17 protein-coding genes are annotated in these 21,910 nt (G+C 55.1%); 2 read left to right on the forward strand and 15 right to left on the reverse strand.

From position 1 onward, the window contains the following. Window positions 1-29: 29 nt before the first annotated feature. The 14 genes from malQ to E0L13_RS01525 form a co-directional block, all read right to left on the reverse strand. Window positions 30-3,428, reverse strand: a complete 3,399-nt coding sequence (malQ, locus tag E0L13_RS01460) for a 4-alpha-glucanotransferase (RefSeq protein ID WP_168059770.1) — start codon at window positions 3,426-3,428, stop codon at window positions 30-32. Between the two features lie 65 nt (window positions 3,429-3,493). Further along, the gene (gene glgA / locus E0L13_RS01465; RefSeq protein ID WP_154877737.1) at window positions 3,494-4,933 is read right to left on the reverse strand and encodes a glycogen synthase GlgA; all 1,440 of its coding nucleotides are present in this window, start codon (window positions 4,931-4,933) and stop codon (window positions 3,494-3,496) included. Window positions 4,934-4,973: 40 nt separating this feature from the next. Continuing rightward, complete coding sequence (glgB, locus tag E0L13_RS01470; protein ID WP_095628717.1) at window positions 4,974-7,028, reverse strand: 1,4-alpha-glucan branching protein GlgB; 2,055 nt, start codon at window positions 7,026-7,028, stop codon at window positions 4,974-4,976. 21 nt (window positions 7,029-7,049) lie between these two features. Next, on the reverse strand, window positions 7,050-9,479 hold the full coding sequence (locus E0L13_RS01475) for a glycogen/starch/alpha-glucan phosphorylase (RefSeq protein ID WP_107195545.1): 2,430 nt from the start codon (window positions 9,477-9,479) through the stop codon (window positions 7,050-7,052). Between the two features lie 19 nt (window positions 9,480-9,498). After that, on the reverse strand, window positions 9,499-10,614 hold the full coding sequence (gene glgD / locus E0L13_RS01480; RefSeq protein WP_232818745.1) for a glucose-1-phosphate adenylyltransferase subunit GlgD: 1,116 nt from the start codon (window positions 10,612-10,614) through the stop codon (window positions 9,499-9,501). A gap of 3 nt (window positions 10,615-10,617) precedes the next feature. Then, window positions 10,618-11,769 (reverse strand): glucose-1-phosphate adenylyltransferase, encoded by a 1,152-nt coding sequence (locus tag E0L13_RS01485; protein ID WP_087477341.1) that lies wholly within the window; start codon window positions 11,767-11,769, stop codon window positions 10,618-10,620. A gap of 317 nt (window positions 11,770-12,086) precedes the next feature. Next, a complete protein-coding gene (locus E0L13_RS01490) occupies window positions 12,087-12,332 on the reverse strand; it encodes a DUF4911 domain-containing protein (RefSeq protein ID WP_168059772.1) in 246 nt (81 codons plus the stop codon). After that, window positions 12,325-13,548, reverse strand: a complete 1,224-nt coding sequence (locus E0L13_RS01495; RefSeq protein ID WP_168059804.1) for a U32 family peptidase — start codon at window positions 13,546-13,548, stop codon at window positions 12,325-12,327. The genes E0L13_RS01490 and E0L13_RS01495 overlap by 8 nt, the downstream gene beginning before the upstream one ends. A 14-nt stretch (window positions 13,549-13,562) precedes the next feature. Then, window positions 13,563-14,153, reverse strand: coding sequence for an O-methyltransferase (locus tag E0L13_RS01500; RefSeq protein ID WP_168059774.1), 591 nt, complete (start codon window positions 14,151-14,153; stop codon window positions 13,563-13,565). Then, window positions 14,150-15,226 (reverse strand): endolytic transglycosylase MltG, encoded by a 1,077-nt coding sequence (mltG, locus tag E0L13_RS01505; RefSeq protein WP_168059776.1) that lies wholly within the window; start codon window positions 15,224-15,226, stop codon window positions 14,150-14,152. The genes E0L13_RS01500 and mltG overlap by 4 nt, the downstream gene beginning before the upstream one ends. 81 nt (window positions 15,227-15,307) lie before the next feature. After that, window positions 15,308-15,745 (reverse strand): hypothetical protein, encoded by a 438-nt coding sequence (locus E0L13_RS01510; RefSeq protein WP_168059778.1) that lies wholly within the window; start codon window positions 15,743-15,745, stop codon window positions 15,308-15,310. Between the two features lie 86 nt (window positions 15,746-15,831). Further along, the gene (locus E0L13_RS01515) at window positions 15,832-16,239 is read right to left on the reverse strand and encodes a hypothetical protein (RefSeq protein ID WP_168059780.1); all 408 of its coding nucleotides are present in this window, start codon (window positions 16,237-16,239) and stop codon (window positions 15,832-15,834) included. A 127-nt stretch (window positions 16,240-16,366) separates the two neighbouring features. Further along, on the reverse strand, window positions 16,367-18,193 hold the full coding sequence (locus tag E0L13_RS01520) for a DUF4127 family protein (RefSeq protein WP_168059782.1): 1,827 nt from the start codon (window positions 18,191-18,193) through the stop codon (window positions 16,367-16,369). A 57-nt stretch (window positions 18,194-18,250) separates the two neighbouring features. Continuing rightward, window positions 18,251-18,916: a trimeric intracellular cation channel family protein gene (locus E0L13_RS01525; protein WP_095628709.1), complete on the reverse strand. Its 666-nt coding sequence runs from the start codon at window positions 18,914-18,916 to the stop codon at window positions 18,251-18,253. A 77-nt stretch (window positions 18,917-18,993) separates the two neighbouring features. Between E0L13_RS01525 and tadA the strand changes: the two genes are divergently transcribed. Together tadA and E0L13_RS01535 are read left to right on the forward strand one after the other, a co-directional pair. Continuing rightward, window positions 18,994-19,449, forward strand: coding sequence for a tRNA adenosine(34) deaminase TadA (tadA, locus tag E0L13_RS01530; protein WP_168059784.1), 456 nt, complete (start codon window positions 18,994-18,996; stop codon window positions 19,447-19,449). Between the two features lie 141 nt (window positions 19,450-19,590). After that, window positions 19,591-20,304, forward strand: coding sequence for an SIMPL domain-containing protein (locus tag E0L13_RS01535; protein ID WP_087477332.1), 714 nt, complete (start codon window positions 19,591-19,593; stop codon window positions 20,302-20,304). 57 nt (window positions 20,305-20,361) lie between these two features. Here E0L13_RS01535 and E0L13_RS01540 read toward each other — a convergent pair whose 3' ends face one another. After that, window positions 20,362-21,798, reverse strand: a complete 1,437-nt coding sequence (locus E0L13_RS01540) for an Rne/Rng family ribonuclease (protein WP_168059786.1) — start codon at window positions 21,796-21,798, stop codon at window positions 20,362-20,364. Between the last annotated feature and the right edge of the window lie 112 nt (window positions 21,799-21,910).

A 21,910-nucleotide genomic window follows, 5' to 3' on the forward strand; every position in this document is an offset into this window, starting at 1 on the left:
CGTCTCTTCCCCCTCTGAAACGGGCGCAGTTACCGTCCGTATTCTTTGCATAATTCAGACAGCCATTTGGCGATGTCCAGCTTGAGCATGCCGCCGTCCATCTGCCACTGCCAGTTTCCTTCGGCAACGCCGGGTACGTTCATGCGGCAGTTTCCCGGCAGGGCCAGTATGTCCTGCAGGGGTACGACGGCCGTTTCGGCGCGGCGGCTGTAGACGTAGGCGATGACGGCGCGGACGACAGCTTCCGGCGCGGCGTCGTCCGGCAGGCCCAAGGCCTGGCGCAGCTGTAGCCGTTCCGATTCGTCCAGGTCTTCTTCATACCAGCCCAGCGTCGTGTTGTTGTCGTGCGTTCCCGTGTAGACGAGACAGTTCGGCTCTGTATCAAAGGAATACCGGCCGTCGGCCCGTTCTGCCATGTGGAAATGGAGTATCTTCATGCCTGGCAGGCGCAGGGCGTCTTTCAGGGCGCATACGTCGTCCGTAATGATGCCCAGATCCTCCGCCACCATGGGCAGGAAACCGAGCTCTTTATACACGGCACGGAACAGGTCGAGGCCCGGCCCTTTGACCCAGGCGCCTTCGCGGGCCGTCTTGGCTTCGGCGGGCACAGCCCAGTACGATTCGAGGCCGCGGAAATGGTCGATGCGCACTTCGTCTACAAACTGGTATATCGCGCGGAACCGCTCTACCCACCAGCGATAGCCGTCGGCAGCCATGGCCTCATAGTCGTACAGCGGGTTGCCCCACAGCTGGCCATCGGCGCTGAAATAATCGGGCGGCACGCCGGCGACGGCCGTGGGATTGCCGCCTTCGTCCAGCTGGAACAGCTCCTGATGAGCCCAGCAGTCGGCGCTGTTGTGGGCGACAAACATGGGCATGTCACCGAGGATCTGCACGCCGTTGTCATGGGCATATTTCCGAAGAGCCTGCCACTGGCAGTAGAAAATATACTGCAAGAATTTATAATGGGATATGGCGCCGGACAATTCTTTTTTATAATAGGCTACGCCGTCGGCAGCGTGGCAGCGGATGTTGTCGGGCCATTCTGTCCAGACCTTGCCGCCGAAGAAATCGCTGACGGACCGGAACAAGGCGTAGTCGTCGAGCCAGTAGGCGTTTTCCTTGCAGAAATCGGCATAAGGCGACCACGGCACGTTCAGGTCTTTCTTATGGGACATGCGCCAGAGCGCGTCCTTCTTGACCTTCCAGTCTTCGTCCCAGGATTTCGTCTTCCCGACAGCTTCTTTATATTCGCACAGCTCTTCAGCAGACAGCCATCCCCATTCGTGCAGCACGTCGAGGGAAATGAGCCGTTCGTTCCCGGCAAAGGCCGATCGGGCCAGATAGGGCGAATCGCCCATGAGCGGCGGCGTCAGCGGCAGGATCTGCCATAGGCTCTGGCCGGCCGTCTTGAGAAAATCGATAAACCGATAGGCGTTGGGTCCCAGGTCGCCGTTCCCGCCTGCCGAAGGCAGCGACGTCGGATGCAGGAGGACGCCAGCCCGTTTTTTGCGGGCTTCCTGCCCTTTCAGGATGACGGCGCTCAGAGGCGGCAGGGTCAGGGTGAAGCGGCTGTTGATCGTGCGGATAGGCTTCATGCGGGGATACAAAGCGTTGGTCAGCTCGCCGTAGGCCAATCCGTTCGTGTACACGCTGACCGTCCGCAGGGACGTAGTGTTTTTATTCATAGCGATGATAAAGAAGCCGTCTTCTTTTTTCTGTCCGAATATATCCCGGCCGCCTTCGATGCTGCGGGCATAGGCAAAGACGTCGCCGTCGGCGTACAGCGGGATGAAACGGCCCGTCCGCAGGGCATCGCTGCTGCGGCGCAGTCCTGTCAGCTCTTTCGTCCACGACAGGATTTCTTCGTCCTCATGCCCCCATGGATAGGTGCGGCGGTTGTCCGGGTCCTTTCCGCCGGTCACGCCGGCTTCGTCGCCGTAATAAATGCAGGGCGCGCCGGGCATTGTCATCTGCCAGGCCAGAAGCAGGTGCAGGCGCTTCTTGGCGATGTCCTCAGCCGAGAGCGTATTCGTGTCGGCGTCCTTTGCCAGGACCGTCAGGATGCGTTCGATATCGTGGCTGCCGATGAGGTTGAGCATGGCGTAAAAGTGCTCAGGCGGATAATTCTCAATGAGGTGGGTCATTTCAGCCAGCATGCGCCGTCCTTCCTTGCGCCCCATGATGAAATCGACGGCAATCGTCCGCAAGGCGTAGTTCATGGCGCTGTCGAGCTCATAGCCGCACAGGTATTCGCGCTGTTCGCCGTAGCTGATCTTATTCGACGCGTCTTCCCACACTTCTCCAATGAGCACGGCCTCGGGGTTTTCTTCCTTCAGCGTCTTATAGAAATCGCGGAGAAATGCCGCCGGCAGCTCGTCGACGACGTCGAGACGCCAGCCGCTGATGCCCTGGCGCATCCAGTAGCGCAGCACGCTGTCGTCGTTATGGATGACAAAATCCATATACGACGGCTCTGTTTCCTCTACGTTTGGCAAATCCATGACGCCCCACCACGACTCGTAGTCGTTCGGGTATTCCTTAAACCGGTACCACGAATAGTACGGCGATTCCTTGGACTGGTAGGCGCCGACGCTGTCGTAATGGCCGAAGCGGTTGAAATAAATGCTGTCGGCCCCCGTATGGCTGAACACGCCGTCCAGGATGACGGCCAGGCCCTCGTCCTTAGCTGCCCGGCAGAACGCGGCAAACTCTTCGTTCGTCCCCAGAAAGGGATCGACGCGGTGGTAATCGGCCGTGCTGTAGCGATGGTTCGTGCAGCTTTCAAAAATAGGGTTGAGGTAAATCGCCGTAACGCCTAATTCTTTCAGATACGAAAACTTTTCCCGGATACCCGCCAGGTTGCCGCCGTAAAAATCGTAAAAGGCAATCTCTCCCGTATCGGGGTTCTTCCAATAGGCCGGTATGTCGTCCCAGTCGCTGTGAATGACGGCGCCCGTCTTGCCCGTAAGCACCGCCGTCGTGTCCTTGCCGCGGCGGAACCGGTCGGGAAAAATCTGATAGACGATGGCATTCTTGAACCAGTCCGGCGTCTTGACGTCCTTATCGTATACGGTAATCTGATAGGACGGCGGCTCCTGAGCCGTAATGCGGCCCTTGCCGCCGAGCTGCTCGTGGTTATTGCCGTAATAGACGGTCTTGCCGTCGTAGGAAACGATGAAATAGTACCAAAGGAGGCACCCCTTATCCGGCATGGTCAGCGTCGCCTTGAAGGCCTCGCCTTCCCAGGTCATGGGAACGATCGTTTCGCCGGCGTTGCTCTGCCACAGGCGCACGCTGGCCTGCCAGTTTTCTTCTATATTTTTGTCGGCCCGCAGGCGCAGGACGACCTGGCTGCCCGAGGGAACGGCGCCGAAAACAGAGCGGCAATAAAATTCATGTGAATTGTGATACAGTCCTAAATCCATGAAATCTCCTTTTTTGTAAAATCCCCCGCCGAGCAAGTACGGCGGGGGATTTGGCTGTATTGTTCTTATCGGTTCAATACCTTTTTGTACAAGTCTGCATACGCCTGAGCCGAACGCTTCCAGCTGTAGTCGCTTTCCATGGCGTTCTTGACGATGTGATCCCACAAGGCAGTATCTTCGTAGTATCCCAAAGCCGTCTTTGCCGTAAACAACAGTTCATGAGCATTGAAGTTCGGGAACGTCAGGCCGTTGCCCTGATTTTTGTATTTATCAAAGGGAACGACGGTGTCTCGCAGGCCGCCCGTTTCGCGGACGACGGGCACGGCGCCGTATCTCAGGGCGATGAGCTGACTCAGTCCGCACGGTTCATACCGCGAGGGCATGAGGAAGATATCCGCCGCCGCATAGACGCGGTGCGCCAGGCCTTCGTTGAACATGATGTTGGCCGATACCTTTGTCGGATAGCGGCGGGCCAAATCGCGGAAGGCTTCTTCATACTGCCAGTCGCCGGTCCCGACGATAACCAGCTGTACGTCGTCTTCGACGAGCTCGTCCATAATGCGCGTTACCAAATCCATGCCCTTGTCTTCGACGAGGCGCGATACCATGGCGACCATGGGCACGCCGCGCTTGATGCGCAGCCCCAATTCCTTGCGCAGGGCGTCCTTGTTGACGCGCTTGCCGGCGCGGGCGTCCTTCGACGTATACGTTTGGGCAATATAGGGGTCCGTTTCGGGATTATAGGCATCTTCATCGAGGCCGTTGATAATGCCGACGACCTTGTCCTGATTGCTGCGGATATAGCCGTCCAGCCGTTCGCCGAAGTACGGATAGGTAATTTCCTGAGCGTACGTCGGGCTGACCGTCGTGATGTAGTCGGCGTAGACCATGCCCGATTTCATGTAGTTCACGCAGTCGTCGCATTCCAGATTGCCATTGTCGAACAAGTACTGCGGCAGGCCGATGATATCCTGCATGATAGACGCCGGATAAATCCCCTGATATTTCAGGTTATGAATGGTATAGACGAATTTCATATTCTTGTAGAAATCGTCATGGTAGAAATCTTCCTTCAAGAAGACGCCCAGCATACCCGTATGCCAGTCGTTGCCGTGAATGATGTCGGGCTGGAAGCCGATGCGCGGCAGCATCGTCAGCACGGCGCGGCAGAAATAGGCGAACCGTTCGTCGTCGTCGGCATAGCCGTACAGGCGGTCGCGCTTGAAGTACCATTCATTGTCGATGAAGTATACCTTGACGCCGTCCATATCGATTTCGTCGACGCCGTAGTACAGCTGACGCCAGGCCAGATTGACGATCCCCGTCGTCACCTGCTTCATCTGCTGCTTTGCTTCGTCTTTAATCAGGCTGTATTTCGGAATGACCAGGCGGACGTCCATGCCCTTGGCGGCCAATTCCTTCGGTAAAGCGCCCATGACGTCGGCTAAGCCGCCCGTCTTGATAAAAGGCACGGCTTCTGACGCCACGAATAATATTTTTTCCATCTTAACTCCCCCACTTTCCCTTTGGAATGCAGTTTACTATTTATTTCGCCGCGTCGCTTTTCGTCGTCTTTTTAACGGCGCGTTTTCTCGTCGTCTTGGAAGCCGGTTTCTTTTCGCTGCTCTTGGCCTTTTTAGCCGAGCCAGTCGTCTTCCGCGTCTTGGCAGTACTGCTGCCAGCCTTCAGAGATTTTTTTTTATCGGCCGACGTCTTGAGCTGTAAATATATAGTCGCCAGCGGCGGCAGCGTCAGCTCCAGAGACTGTTCCATGCCGTGCATGGGAATATCCTGCGCTTCAAATTCGCCTTCGTTGAGGACGTTGGAGCCGCCGAAGGCTTCGGAATCGCTGTTGAATACTTCGACATACGTCCCCTTGCGCGGCACGCCGAAGCGGTACGAATGGCGGACGACAGGCGTGAAGTTGCATACGACGACGGTCATGTCATCCGTTTCCTGGCCGCTGCGGAAGAAGGCGATGACGCTGTTGTCGCGGTCGTCGCAGCTGATCCACGAGAAGCCCGACCAGTCGCAGTCTTCTTCCCAGAATTCAGGATGCTCTACATAATACGTATTCAGCTCCTTGACGTAGTCGTGCATGGCCTTGTGCATGGGATATTCGAGCAGATGCCAGTCGAGGCTGTCGTCGTATTTCCATTCGATGAACTGGCCGAAGTCGCTGCCCATGAACAGGAGCTTCTTGCCGGGATGAGACATCCAGTAGCCGTAGAAAGCCCGCAGGCCGGCAAATTTCTGCCAGTAGTCGCCGGGCATCTTGTCCAAGAGCGAGTGCTTGCCGTGGACGACTTCGTCGTGCGACAAAGGCAGGATGAAGTTTTCCGAAAAGGCGTAGCACAGGGAAAACGTAACGAGATTGTGATTATCCTTGCGGAACAGCGGATCCATGGACATGTAGCGGAGCATGTCGTTCATCCAGCCCATATTCCACTTATAGTTGAATCCCAGGCCGCCGACGTCGACAGGCTTGGTCACCAGCGGCCAGGCCGACGATTCTTCGGCAATCATGAGGGCATGGGGAAATTCGCTGAACACAGCTTTATTTAAATTGCGCAGGAAGTCGATGGCTTCGAGGTTTTCCCGGCCGCCGTACTTATTGGGCTGCCAATTTCCATCGGGATGGCCGTAGTCGAGATACAGCATGTTGGCCACGGCGTCGATGCGCAGGCCGTCGATGTGGAACTGGCTGAGCCAGAACATGGCGCTGGAAATGAGGAAGGACTGTACTTCCGTCCGTCCATAGTCGAAATTCATCGTATCCCATTCTTTGTTTTCTGCCAGCATGGGGTTCCCCGATTCATAGCAGGGCTCGCCGTCGAAATAGCGCAGGCCGTGGGCGTCGCGGCAGAAATGGCCCGGCACCCAGTCGAGGATGACGCCGATGCCGTGCTTATGGCATGTGTCGACGAGGTACATGAAGTCTTCCGGCGCGCCGTAGCGGCTCGTCGCCGAGAAGTACCCCGTCGCCTGATAGCCCCATGAGCCGTCGAAGGGATATTCGCACAGGGGCATGATTTCGATGTGCGTATAGTTCATAGACGTGACGTATTCCACGAGCTTGTCGGCGATTTCGCGGTATGTCAGCATATTGCCTTCTTCGTCGCGGCACCACGAGCCGAGATGCACTTCATAGGTCAGCATGGGCTTGCGGTACGAGTCGTACTGCTCGCGGCTGTTCTGCCACTTTTTGTCCTTCCACGTATAGCGGAGCTTGGTGATCTTAGAGGCCGTATTGGGGCGCACTTCCGACCAGAAGGCATAGGGGTCGCTCTTCATGAGCACTTCGCCCGACGCCGTCGTGACGGCGTATTTGTAAATGTCCCCTTCCTGAAGGCCTTCGATATACGTAACCCAGATGCCGTTGCCGGCGCCGCACCGTTCCATAGGATTGGCTTCAATGTCCCACTGGTTGAAATCGCCGACGACGCTTACCTTCTGGGCATGGGGAGCCCAGACGGAAAAGCGCACGCACGATCTGCGGCGGAGAACGGTAAAATGAGCGCCGAACAAACGGTAGCTGGCGTAGTTTGTTCCCTGATGGTACAGAAACGTACCGTATTCGTCAATTGCACTGAGTTTCATGTAAGCATTCCCCCTGACTGATTATACCTTGACGGGTTTAATACGCCAAATGTCAGATGCATACTGCTGAATCGTCCTGTCGCTGGAGAAGTAGCCCGAATGGGCGATGTTGATGGCGCTGGAATGGAACCACTGCTTTTGATTTGCGTAGCGGCGGGATATTTCCGTATGGGCCTCGCAGTAGGCGGCGAAATCCTTGAGGACAAAGAATTCGTCGTTGCGGTCCAGCAGCGATTCGTACAGCATGCCGAAATGTTCGCCGTTGATGGAGCCGTCTACAAGCGAGTTCATGAGCTGGCGGATACGCGGGTCCGAGCTGTACATGTTCCACGACGAATAGCCGCCGTGCATGTAGTAATTCATGACTTCTTCCGCCCGCAGGCCGAAGATGACGCAGTGTTCCATGCCGACTTCGCGGCAGATTTCTACGTTGGCCCCGTCCATCGTACCCAGCGTAATGGCCCCGTTCATCATGAATTTCATATTGCCCGTGCCGGACGCTTCCTTGCCGGCCGTGGAGATCTGCTCGCTCACGTCGGCCGCCGGGAACAGGAGCTGTCCCAAGGATACGTTGTAGTTCTCCAGGAACAGTACCTTCAGCTGCTTGTTCACCTGCTTGTCGCGGTTTATCATGTTGGCCACGACGTTGATAAGCTTGATTGTCTGCTTAGCTTCGCCGTAGCCCGACGCAGCCTTGCCGCCGAACAGGAACGTGTGCGGGCGGACGCGCAGGTCCGGATTTGCTTTCAGCGTATAGTACAGGTGAAGGATGCCGAGGATATTCAACAGCTGCCGTTTGTATAGATGAATGCGCTTGATCTGAATGTCGAAAATCGAATCGACGGCGATATTCGTATCGTATTCCTTCTTGATATAGTCAGCCAGAATTTCCTTGCGGGCTTTCTTCACCTTCGCCAGCTTATCCAGGAAGGCGCTGTCGCTGGAAACGGTCTTCAAGCGGATGAGCTTGGACGGTTCAAGACGCCATTCGTCGCCGATGGCTTCGTCGATGAGGTCCGACAGCTGCGGATTGGCTTCGATAAGCCAGCGGCGGTGCGTAACGCCGTTGGTCTTGTTGGAGAAACGGTTCGGGAAAATCGTGTAGAACTGATGGAGCGTCGAATCCTTCAGGATCTGCGAGTGGATTTCCGCAACGCCGTTGACGCTGTGGCTGCCCAGTACGGACAAATGAGCCATGTGAACCTGACCGTCCCAAAGGATGGCTACGCTGCGGGCTTTGTTTTCGTCGCCCGGATAGAGGCGGCGCACTTCCTTGAGCCAGCGGTTGTTGATTTCTTCGACGATGAGATAAATGCGCGGCAGGAGCGACTGGAACATGGGGATAGACCATTTTTCCATGGCTTCCGGCAAAATCGTGTGGTTCGTATAGGCCACGGTACGGCACGTAATATCCCATGCGTCTTCCCAGGCCATGCCTTCCTCGTCGAGGAGGATGCGCATCAGTTCCGGCACGACCAGAGCCGGATGGGTGTCGTTGATGTGGATGGCGATGTACTGGTCGAACTTGTACATGCTTTCCTTGTATTTTCTCTTATAGTGACGTACGATGCTCTGCAGGCCTGCCGAAACCATGAAGTATTCCTGCATCAGGCGCAGGCGGCGGCCATCTTCCGTGCTGTCTTCCGGATAGAGGAAGCGGGAAATGAGCTGTACGTTGTTCTTGTAGCGGAACGCCCGGTGGCGGTCGCCGAGGGTCAGCTCGCGGTACAAGTCTTCCCGGGAGTATTCGGCCCGCCACAGGCGCAGCGTATTGACGGTGTCGTTATGATAGCCAATGACAGGAACGTCGTACGGGACGGCGCGGACAGACGAATAATTTTCGTGAACGCATTCGAGCTCTCCGTCTTCCGTCGGCCGCATGTAGGCGTTGCCGCCGAAGCGGACGTTTACGGCCTTATCTACTCGCTTGACTTCCCAGGGATAGCCGTTGACCAGCCAGTTGTCAGGAAGCTCTACCTGCTGGCCGTCGACGATGCGCTGGTTGAACAGCCCGTACTGGTAGCGGATGCTGCATCCGTGTCCCGGCAGCTGCAGCGCCGCCAGGGAGTCGATGAAGCAGGCTGCCAGACGGCCTAAGCCGCCGTTGCCCAAGCCCGGGTCCCGTTCCTGCGGAACGACGTCTTCCAGCTTCCAGCCCAGATCTTCCAAGCCCTGCCGGCAAATATCTTCCAAGCCGATGCCGATGAGGTTGGACTGGAGCAAGCGTCCCAGCAAAAATTCAATCGAGAAATAATAGACCTGTTTCGCCTTTTGCTCGGCGTACACTTCGTTCGTACGAATCCAATCTTCACTGACCAAGTCGCGTATCATGTAGGCAATCGTCTGGTATACTTCGTTGAGCGTCAGATCTCTGAGTTCTTTTTCCCACAAGACATGCGCCTTTTCAGTAAATATCTTCTTGAATTCTTCCTTATCCTGCCATTTTTTCATTGTTCTTCTATACCTCTTCTTAAATTACAGTGCATTTTCCGATGCACAGCGGTTTGTCCTTGGTGCCGGACAAAATGGCCTCAGGCTGCACTACGGCGTTCTTGTCGCATACGACGTAGTCGAGCTGGGCATCGTCGCCGATGACCGTATGCTGCATGATGATGCTGTTGCGGATGACGGCGTTCTTGCCGACCTTGACCTTGCGGAACAAGATGGAATTTTCGACGCGGCCTTCGATAATGCAGCCGTTTGCTACGAGAGAATTGCTGACATGCGATTCTTCCATGTACTTAGCCGGCGCTTCGTCTTTGATCTTCGTGTAGATGTGGTGCTGCTTGTCCTTGAGGAACAAGTCGTGCCACGTCTTGGCGTCGAGCAGATCCATGTTGACCTGGAAGTACGAATCGATGGTATCGATCCGCTTCGCATATCCTTGATAATTATAACCGAAAATGCGCAAGCGGTCTACATTGCGCTTCAGCACGTCCGTAATCAGGTAGTTGTACCCCTGCGTATAGGCCTTGCGGATGCAGCTTTCAAAGACCTTGCTGTCGATGAGGACGCCCCGCTGATACAGGTTTTCGCCGGCTGCCAGCGTTTCCCGCGATTCAATGTCCAGGACGCGGTCGTTTTCGCCGATATTCAGGGCGTAGCCGCTGCGGTTAAATTCGTATTTCTGCTTCTGGTAAATGAGGGTGACGTCGGCGTTGTGACGGCGGTGGAAATGGAGCACTTCGTCGTAGTCGATGTTCTGCACCATGTCGCAGCCTGTCAGCAAGATGTACGGCTTATTGCCCCGTTCGACGAACATGAGGTTTTTATAGTAAGCCGGTACGTCGCCTTCTGTAGGATGAACGACATCTTCTACTTCTTCCGGCAGATAGAACAGGCCGTCGCCTTTGCGTGCCAGGCCCCATTCCTTACCGGAGCGGATGTGGTCCAATACGGAGCGCGACTGGGCCGACAACAAGAGTCCGACCTGCGATACGCCGGCGTTGACCAGATTGGACAGCGTAAAGTCGATGAGGCGGAATTTGCCGCCTACGGGAATGGTCGCCAAGGGCCGTTTTTCATTGAGCTCGCGGAGCGGGCTTTCGTTTCTAAGGTTAATTATTGCAATCATGTTGCTGTTCATATGTTATGCCTCCCCTTTTTTAGCTGCCAGCTTTTCTTCGTTTCTGCCCAATACGGCGATAGAGCCGTCTTCGTTCTGTACGACGGCGCCGTCATGGATGACGCAGCGTTCGCCGATAATCGCCTTGTCGACGACGGCGCCCTTCTTGATGACCGTGCCCGGCAGGATGACGGAATTGCTTACCTTTGCGCCCTTTTCAATCGTCACGTCATAGAAGATGATCGAGTTGATGACGTTGCCCAGGATAGCCGAGCCTTCGGCGACGATAGAGCTCTTGGCGCTGCCTTCGGGTCCTACGAAATGAGGCGGCATGCTCTGGCTGGCAGAATAAATACGCCATGCCGGATTGTTCAGGTCGAGGGGCGGTTCGTCGGCAATGAGGTCCATATTGGCCTGCCACAGGCTGTCGATCGTTCCGACGTCCTTCCAATAGCCTTCAAAGGGATAGGCGTACAGGGGCAGCTTGTCCTTCAGCATAGCGGGAATGACGTTTTTGCCAAAGTCGTGTTCCGATTTTTCATCCTTCGCGTCGGCTTTCAAATAGCTTTCCAATACGTCGCGGTCGAAGATATAAATGCCCATGGAAGCCAGGTTGCTTTCGGGCTTAGCCGGTTTTTCCTGGAATTTATTGATGCGCATCGTTTCGTCGGCGACCATGATGCCGAAGCGGCTGGCTTCGTCCCAGGGAACGCGGATCGTCGCGATGGTGACTTTCGCCTGATGCTTTTTGTGGAAGGCCAGCATCTTAGCGTAGTCCATAGAATAGATATGGTCGCCCGACAAGATGAGGACGTAGTCGTCTCCGACCATTTCGACGAAATTCAAGTTCTGATAAATAGCGTCGGCCGTGCCGCGGTACCAGTTGGAACCGCCGTCGCTTTCATACGGCGGCAGGATATATGCACCGCCCCGATCGGAATCCAAGTCCCACGAGCTGCCGTTGCCGACGTACCAGTTCAGTTCCAGCGGCTGGTACTGGGTCAGGATGCCGACGGTGTTGATGCCGGAATTGCGGCAGTTACTGAGCGGAAAGTCGATAATGCGGTATTTGCCGCCGAACAAAAGGCCGGGCTTAGCCTGGTCCTTCGTCAGGACGCCCAGACGGCTCCCTCGCCCGCCAGCCAGAATCATTGCCAGACAATTGGATTTTCTCATACAAAATTCCTCCTCACATCAAGAAAATCCCAGCAATACTCCAACCAAATACACACGTTATGTCTATATGCTATAGGATTTTCTTTTGTAAATATACTTCCGCGAATAGCTATGCATATTTTAAATAATATACACTAATTATACACCATCCAAGAGAAAAAATTAAGAGCAAATCACGCTGCAAATTGCGCCTTTTTCACAGATATTATTGACTTTTTACGGAAAGATTACCCTTTCGCAACAAAAAACCGCCTCTGGCAGACAGAAGCGGCTTCGTAACCTTTTATGCGCATTATAAATATTTATAAGTTGATAATTTATTCTTTTCCTATTTGCCAGCGGCGGGCTTCTTCATGCGAAAGCAAAGCGACAGGAAAGGGCAAAGACAGCAGAAGGTCCCGCGTTTCCGCTGCCGTATCAGCCGTCGTCCTGACAAAGCCGACGCCGGCTTTCCCGTCTATGGCCGTGACGACGCCCAGGTACTCGCATCCCTCAAGAATCCGCGTCAGATACGTCATTTCCTGCGGAGGAATGCGGAAGTACACCCATTCCGGCTCAAGCATGGCTCTTCATCTCCCGGCGCATCATAGAATAGGCTTCCAACGGCTCGTTTACGGGAATAGCGACGACCTGCTGGGCATGACGGGCCGCATCAAGGTCCTGGCCGTCTTCATCGAGAATGCGGCTGACGGCACAGCGGACCAGACGTCCCTTGGGCTGGAGAAATTCGACGGTCTGCCCAACCTTAAAGTGATTGCGCTGTTCGATCCAGGCCAGCTTCCGTTCCGCGTCATAGGAGCGGACGAGGCCGATGAATTCATGAGTCTGCGTATTGCTCGAATGGCTGTATACCTGATCGGCTTCCGTCGGACGGGACACAGAAAAGCCCCGCGTATAGGGACGGTGAGAAATCTTTTCCAACTCCTCTACCCATTCAGGCAGGACGCGGAAATGCTCCGGGTCCCGTTCATAGGCGTCGAGAGCCTGACGATATACCTTGACAACCGTCGCGACGTAGTGAACGCTCTTCATGCGCCCCTCGATTTTCAGGCTGCACAAGCCGGCGTCATACAAGTCGGGCAGATACGGAAGAAGGCACAGATCCTTGGAATTGAAGATATACGTGCCCCGTTCATCTTCCATGACCGGAAAATACTGGCCCGGCCGCTTCTCTTCTACGACGTTGTATTTGAACCGGCAGCACTGGACGCACTGACCCCGGTTGGAATCACGGTTTTCCGTAAAGTAATTGCTCAGCAGGCAGCGGCCCGAATAGGAAATGCACATCGCGCCGTGCACGAAGCCTTCCATCTCAACGGGCACCTTGTCGTGAATGGCCTTTACGTCTTTTAAGCTGACCTCGCGGGCCATGACAACGCGCTTTGCGCCGGCGTCATGCCAAAATTTCGCCGACGCCCAGTTGGTCACGTTGGCCTGTGTCGAAATATGAATGGGCAGGTCGGGCACGATTTGCCGGGCCAGGCTGAAAATGCCGGGGTCGGCAATGAGCACGGCGTCAACATGAATATCCCGCAGGCTGGTCAAGTATTCCGGCAGGCCGTTTAAGTCGGCGTTGTGGGGAAAGATATTGACGGTCACGTGAACCTTCTTCCCCAGCCCATGGGCGTAGCAGACGGCTTCTTCCATTTCTTCCAGGGAAAAATTATCGCTGAAAGCCCGCAGCCCAAAGGACTTGCCGCCTAAATACACGGCGTCGGCCCCGTACAGCAGGGCCATTTTCAATTTATCCATATTGCCGGCTGGAGCCAGCAATTCCATCTTCTGCATGTGTATTATCCTTTCCATCGGGAAACGGTCATACCGTCTCCGTTTTCAAAAAACACCGATTCAAACCGGTCGTCGTCATAGATCATGTCCAAGAATTCGCGCAGACGGCCTACGGCCGTGCGGTGCTTATGGGGCACTGTCCCTTCGATATAAAACATATCATGGTAGCTTATATTGTCGGCTACGACGACGGCGCCGGGCCGCAGCTTGGGCATGATTTTTGCCAGCTGCCGCGAATACTGGCCCTTCGGGCCGTCGAGGAAGACAAAATCCCACGTCTCGTCCAGCTCGTCGAGGAGGGCCGTGCCGTCGCCTTCGAGAAGGCATATCATCGCTCCATAGGGCGAGCGACCGATAAAATCCCGGGCCGCGGCAATGCGTTCTGCGTCGATTTCGATCGTCGTAATGCGGCTTTCCGCTGCCAGGCACGAGGCTATCTGCAAGGTCGAGTAACCGATAGCCGCGCCGATTTCCAAGACCGACGACGGGTTCGCCGCCGTCACCAGGCCGCGGAATAAGGGCAGCTCGGCGTCTCGCAAGATCGGAACCTGATGGATTTTAGCGTAAGCCTTCATCTCATCCCACAGTTCCGTCATGGCATATGCTCCTCTACGTTTTTCATGTGCTCTTCGTACGTCGCGGCAAAGTAATTGTGGCCGTCCTCATCAGCTACAAAATACAAATACGACGTATGAGGCGCTTTCAGGACGGCGTTCATGCAGTCCATGCCGGGATTGCCGATCGGTCCCGGCGGCAGGCCTTCGTACATGTACGTATTATAAGGCGAATCGTAGCGCGTCTCGGCGATGCTGTACGCCGCCTTATGGGTCCCCATGGCATAGGAAATGCTGGCGTCGGACTGGAGCTTCATGTGCTTGTCCAGGCGGTTGAGGAATACCGAGGCGATGAGGGGCCGGTCCTTTTCGTACTTCGCTTCCTTTTCAATGAGCGATGCCAAGGTGACAAACTGGTAAATAGACAGATTTTCCTCATCGATGCCCTTCTTCATTTCCTCCGTCAGATGGTCGTCGAAGTTTTTCAGCATCATCTTGACGATGTCGTCAGCCGTCGCGTTCAGGGGAATAAAGTACGTATCGGGAAAGAGAAAGCCCTCTGTCGGAAAGGTTACTTCGCGATGGCTCTTCATATACGGATAGAGATATTCTTCCTTTTTGGCCGCCGCCAGAAAATCCTTTTCGGAAATTTTTCCCATAGCCGCCACTTCCTTGGCGATGCGCCACACCGTGTAGCCCTCGGGAATAACCAGGCGCAGGGCTTCCGACTTGCCGCTGGTCAGCTTTTCCAAAATAGAGTGAACGCTCATAGACGTGTCGATAACGTACTCGCCTTCCTTGATATCGCCGGCCTGACCCGTAGCTACGGCTGCCGTGCGGAACAGGAGCGGGCTGGCAATATAACCCTGTTCACAGAGCATATCGGCTACTTCCGACGCCGTCATGTCGCTGCGAACATGGACGTAGCCTCGTTTTTCCGGCAGGAAAAGATTCGGCGCACCATAAGCCGCCGCCACGAAGGCCGCAGACAAAAGAAGCGCGCAAAGAACAGCCCCTGCGGCGCGCCGTTTTCGGCGGCCCGGAGCTGTATTGCGTACTTCCTGCGTTTCCTTATGTTCTTTGTTTTTTTCTGAATACTTATTGTTATGTTCCATAGGCAGTATTATACAGCATTACGGCTGTATTGCCAATGGTCCGGAGCCATCGTTCAGACGCTGCATAGCCATGCCATGAGCCTACCGGCGGTCTCCGCGGCGATGAGGCGGCGCCGGACGATGCTTTTTGCCGTCTTTAAACGTCTTATCTCTCTTGGGCGGCGCAAACAATTCCTTCAGCGTATCTTCAGAAATGCCTGTCCTTTCGGGAAGCTTATGCATGAACCGCCGATGGTCCCGCTGCCCTTTCCGTTCAAACCGTTTCATTTCGTCATACAGCTTAAAAGCCTGGTCCTGCGTAATCTTGCCGTCCCGTACCATAGCCTGCACGCGATGCGAAAAATCAAAAGTGCTGTGGAACCCCGGTCCGGCCATACCGATGCGGTGCGGCGGCGGAGGCGGGCCGGGACGCATGTCGGCAGCCGAAGCCTGGCTGTTCGGCATAACCGTCATGACGGCGGCAGCAGCGCCTACTAATGCAAAAGATGCCAATTTCTTACGCCATGTTGTCGTTTTCATATGATTCAGCTCCTTTACGCTTTCTGTGTTTTCATATACTTAGCTGCGCAGGGAGTATATTTCTCCCGTCGCCCGTCTGATTTCCATTAAGCCCGTCCGCGGCGCGGCGCATCTTTTTTATCGCCATGGCCTTTCTGGTCGTGCCTGGCCGTATCCTTACCGTTCCTGACGTCGCCCCTCTTAGGCGGCTGCTTCTTCATAACACCGGGCTTCTTTGCATCCTTCTTCAATTCTTTCTTTATGTCTTTTTTATCGGCCTTGCGGTCTTTTTTGACATCCTTCCGAACGTCCTTACGCACGTCCTTACGATCTCCCGGCTTCCGCACGTCGTTATCATGCTTAGGCCCGTCCTTTTGAACAGCCTTGACAGGCAGTCTTCCATGAGTCATATCGGCAGCCGAAACCATAGAATACGGCGCGGCTACGACGACGGCCATGACGCCGGTCATAACAGAAGCTATAATCTTTTTGCGCAGCGAATCTTTTAATTTCATCGTATATCAGCTCCCTTTATTCAAATGTCTTTGGTATATGAATAGTATAGCTAATAATTGTTACAATTTTGTTACAGCACGATGTCATTGTCGGCACAATGCGGCTCGCCGCGCCCTCCCCTTTCGATTACTTAGGAGCCCACGTGCGGTTTTTCTGAGCCGCCTCTTCCTTGGCATTCAGCTCCTGGGCCTGCTTTTCCGCCTCATAGGCGGCTTTCGCGTCAGCTTCAGCCTCTTTCAGCCGTTTTTCCAGGGCCGGGTCTACCTTGCCGCCCTTAGCGGCCTTCTTAGCATCCTCCAAGGCTTTCTTAGCATCGTTCAGGATTTTTTCCAGACGATCCAGCTCTTTCTGCTTCAAATTCTGCCGTTCCCGCCATTCCAAATCGACGTCGGGCTTATCGTGGACGTCCACGTATACTTCAAACAAGCGGTTCCACGGCAAGGTCACGTCGACTGTCCGCGGGTCGACGCCCAAATACGTGCCGGCATAGCGCTGTAGCTGTTCTTTTGTCAGGCTCTGGAGCTCTCTCATGACCGTCGGATAATAGCGCTTCACCGTGCCGGCTTCCAGCTTCTGATCCATGCGGGAAATATAGTCGCGCACGTTGGCCTGATAGGCCCAGTTGTCCAGATACTGCGTCGTCAGCATGTCGCGGTGGGCCTCCGGCGTCATATACCGCGACAGGACGCCCTGGGACAAGCCGTAGCCGACGGAATTGCTGGCCGTATTCCAGCCGTTGTACGCCGCCAGGCGGTACATCATCTTGTCCTGATACAAGCCGTATACGAGGGTATTGTCCGATCCGTTGGAAAAGGCCATGTCGACGAGGCTGACGGGAATACCGGCCTTGACGGCCGTTTCTATCTGCGTCAGAAATTCCCGCGTCGACTGCAGCATGATGGGAAAGTTTTCAAAATTTCCCGATTCGCTGGTCGACGACGTAAGGGGCGTATTCACCGCCAGCAGCAAATCGGGCCGTTCCGTTTCAGTTACGGTACCGCCAATCGCCTCGATATGAGCGGCAATCGTCTTGCCGATAGCCTGTCCGTCGTAGCTCGGAACGGTCTTCTCTCCGCCGCCCAGGGGATAAATCACCGTGACCTTGGGATGATAGTTCGTAAAATCATTGTTTGCCCGCGTGATAAGCAGCAGCCCCAGCTGGTCCGCACCGGGGAAAGAGCCGAAGGACGTCTTGGGCACGTCGGCGCCGGCCATTTCCAAATACTTCGATTCGAGGGACGACTGGGTATTGACGGAATTATCATCATGGCCCAGGCTGTAATATTTGAAAATCCCCTTCTTGGCATCCTGAATGAGACGGTAATTAATCATCATATTCTTCTGCCGGCGATTGTACCAGTCCTGCAAATATTCCAAAGGAATACGGCGCATGACGGCAAACCAGCTGCTCCGCTCCTGGGGCGTCAGGTTATCTACGTCCATCTTAGCCTGCAGGGCCGCCAGCTGATACATATCCGTCCCCATTTTCAGGTAATAATCAGGCTCTACGCCCTTGCCGCCGGCCCAGGGGCTGCGCATAACGGTACTGAAAGCGTAAATAGGTACGTTTTTATGAAGCTTATGCAGGTTTTCCACCTTTTCCAGCCGTTCGACAAGGGTTTCCATGTCGAAATTATGCTTCCGCGAATCGACGAGACCGCCATATACCAGAGAATCAATAGATAAGACCATCGCGTCGGCCAGGCCGGCGTTCTCGTTGACCCAGCGCAGGAGCCGGTCCGGCGAGCCTTGAAAATTAGACCCGGACAAATATTGCTCCGGCGGCGTAAGAACTGTATATCCCGCGTCTTCCGCCGTGTTGACCGTATACGCCAGATCGACGGGACGATTATCCTGAGGCACATATAAAATCGTCCGCGCCATCGCCGTCGGCCCGACGCTCATGAGCATGGACAAGACGGCGGCGCCTATGGCTTTTTGCCAACCCTTCAAAACTACCACTTCCTATCAAATATAATAAAATCATTGTAATGATTATAGCAAACTCCGTTAAAAAATGGAACTCTTCGTTGTCCTGCGCACGCGGGGCAAGTTCCAGTGAAGGCGCACTGCAACTAGCCGCAGGCAGACCGTAAAGGCAAAGCTCAAGGTCGACGCGGCGTATATGGTGAAGCCCCAATAGATGTGGACGGAAAGCAATATGCACGCCCCGGCCAAGGCCGCCGTCGCATAAATTTCCTTTTTCAATACGCCCGGTATCTGCCCGGCCAGCACGTCGCGGACGACGCCTCCGCCTACGGCGGTCAGCACGCCGAGAGTGACGTTCAGCACCCAGTACTGGGGATAATAATAAAATCCCATGAGCGTCCCCGTGACGGTAAAGGAACCCAGGCCGATGGCATCGCAGACGAGATAGACCGATTCCATTTGATGAACCAGACGCTGGCGAGACGACACGTTGACGTAGCGGATAAATAAGACGACGGCGACGATGGAAAGGGCGATAATCCAGACGTACAGCGTCGTGCGGAACGCCGACGGCGGCGTATGACCCAGCATCAGGTCGCGGACAATCCCTCCGCCGACAGCCGTCGCAGCCGCCAGGACAAAAATACCGAATAAATCCATGCGCCGGGAAATCGCCACCAGCGCCCCCGACAAGGCGAAGGCCGACGTTCCCAATATATCAAAAACCTGCCACCAAATAGATTGCATATGACACCTCGATTTAGTAAAATAATACAATACATACCTTACCATACTATATTATATAGGGAGAATCAAGACACGTCATGACAAAAGACGAATTTTACATGGGCAAAGCCATAGAAGAAGCGAAAATCGCCGCCGCCGTCGGGGAAATCCCCGTAGGCGCCGTCGTCATTTATCAAAAGAAGGCCATTGCCCGGGCCTACAACCTGCGCGAAACCCTGCCCTGCGCCACGGCCCACGCCGAGCTCCTGGCCATCGAAAAAGCTTGCCGGGCTCTGGGCCGCTGGCGGCTCACGGGCTGCACCCTCTACGTCACCGTCGAGCCCTGCCCCATGTGCGCCGGCGCCATCGTCAACAGCCGCCTCGACCGCGTCGTCTACGGCTGCGACGATCCAAAGGGCGGCGCCGTCCGTTCACTGTTTCAAATCGTCGACAATCCGGCCCTGAACCACCGCGTCGAAGTGACGGCCGGCGTCCGGGCCGACGAATGCGCCGCCATCATGCGCGATTTCTTCCGCAGCCGGCGGCAAAAATAAACAAAACACAACTATCTGACATAATTATGACATAATTGTTACAGTTTCTGCACAGTCCTCTCCTTCGTATTGAGGGACTTCCGGCGAAATGCTATAATAGGCCTACCAATAAGATACATTGCGCTAAAAGGAGGTCCTATCATGAAATATTATCCCGTCAAAGCCTTGGCCGTCGCCGCCCTGCTCATCGGTTCCACGGCCTTTATGTCCCCGTCCTATGCCGCTGCTCCCGAACCGTCGGTCATCCACGTCACGGGCTACGCCCAGCAGGAAGTCGCTCCCGACACGGCCTACGTCACCATCGGCATGGAAACGACAGGAGAAGACGCTCAGCAGGCCCGCACGCAGAACAACGAAGTCATGAGCCAGGTCACGGCGGCCATGAAATCTATGGGCATCGCCCCGGAAAACCTCAAGACCATGGGCTTCTACATGTCGCCGAACTACGACAGCAAGAGCCGCAAGATCGTATCGTACACCGTAACGAATAATCTGCAAATTAAAGTGTCCGACCTCGACATGATTCCCCGCATCATCGCCAAGGCGGCCAACCTGAACGCCAACTCTATTCAAGGCATCCGCTTCACCAACGAAAAGACCGAACAGATTAAGGACAACCTGGTCAAGCAAGCCATCATCAACGGCAGACGGCAGGCCGAAGCCGCCGCCCAGGCCGCAGGCATGTCCCTCGGCAAGGTGAAGGAAATCAGCATTTCCGGCCGCTCGCCGTCCTATGAAAACGGATACGCCGGCGCGGCGCTGCGCATGTCTGCAAAAGCCGCCGACTACGCCCCCGTCGAAGCAGGCACGAACACCTTAAGCGAAACAGTCACCATGACATTCTATCTCCAGTAACATACGGACGAGCAAAAAAAATAGCCCGGCACATCATAGTGTCGAGCTATTTTTCATTTATTCATGATACGACAAAATCGAAAATACTTCCCGGTTCGGATGATCCGACGCTTCGAAGTGAAGCGTCCGGGACAGCTCCCGCTCTAGTTCATCCCGCCGCTTTTTATCTTTTAAGACAGCTAACACGTCGGCATGGGCGCAGATGAGCAGGTCGCCCTTTATATGGCGCACGTGAACCATATGGCGCAGGCGGCGGATAATCTGGATCGCCACTGATTCAGGCGAATACAAATACCCCGAACCGCCACAGATATCGCAGGGACTGAACTGTACCTGATACAAGCCCTGCCGGGCCTTCTTGCGGGTAATTTCCACCAAATTCAGGGCCGTCATGCCCAGGACATGGGTCTTTGTACAGTCCTGAGCCATTTCCCGCTCCAGTATCTGCAGAATTTCATCGCGCCGCACGGGCTGGGCCATGTCGATGAAATCGATGATGATGATGCCGCCGATATCGCGGAGCCGCAGCTGCCGGGCGATTTCCACGGCTGCTTCCTTATTGACGTGAAATATCGTGTCCTGCAGAGTGCCGTTACCCGTGTACTTGCCGCTGTTGACGTCGATGACCGTCAGCGCCTCCGTATGGTCAAAGACCAGCGTGCCTCCCGACGGCAGCGCAACTTCGCGGGCCATAAGGTGCCGCAGCTCGTCTTCTAAATTATAGCATTCAAAAATGGGCTGGTCGCCCTGATACCACTCGACGCGGCTGCGCCACTGGTCGTCCGTCACGATTTGGCAGATGCGGTCGTAGGCATCCTTGTCGTCGACGACGATTTTCTTTACGTCGGCCGTGAAGTGATCCCGTATCATCCGCATGACTAAGTCGGCCTCACGGTACAGGAGCTTGGGCTTTTTCGCCAGCTTATACCGCTGCTGCACGCTGTCCCACGTCCGCAGCAGATAGCGGATATCGGCCAGCAGCGCCTCTTCCGACACGCCCTTGGCGACGGTGCGGATGATCAGGCCCATGCCGGCCGGCTTGATTTTCGCCGTAATATCGCGCAGGCGGTTCCGCTCCTCTTCGTCCCGTATCTTTTTCGACACGCCGACGTAGTCGACCGTCGGCATGAGGACGGCATATCTCCCGGCCAGGCTGACGTTGGCCGTCACCTTGGCCCCCTTGCTGCCCCGTTCCTCCTTGATGACCTGGACGAGGACGCTCTGGCCTACAGAAATATGGGTCTGCTGAATTTCCTCTTTCGTCGCTGCCCGGGGAAATAAATCGCCTAAATACAAAAAGGCGTTTTTCTTGCGGCCGATGTTGACGAAGGCCGCCTGCAGGGCCGGCAGGATATTCTGTATGGTTCCCTTGTAAATGTGATTGCCAATGTGCGTCTCGTCATTCCGCTCGACGGCGAAATCGCGGAGACGACCGTCTTCTATAATAGCCATGCGCGTTTCTTCAGGCATGACATTCCCTACGATTAATTTCATCTGCTGTTCCTCACTCTTAAAAGCTATGAAAACATTGTATCATAAAAACCACGGTCAAGCCATATGCGCCGCCCCATCGGCACCGCCGAAAGCAGCGATAAAATACCCGCAG

The organism is Megasphaera sp. SW808 (genome assembly GCF_012027795.1).
GTDB classification, from domain to species: Bacteria; Bacillota; Negativicutes; order Veillonellales; family Megasphaeraceae; genus Megasphaera; species Megasphaera stantonii.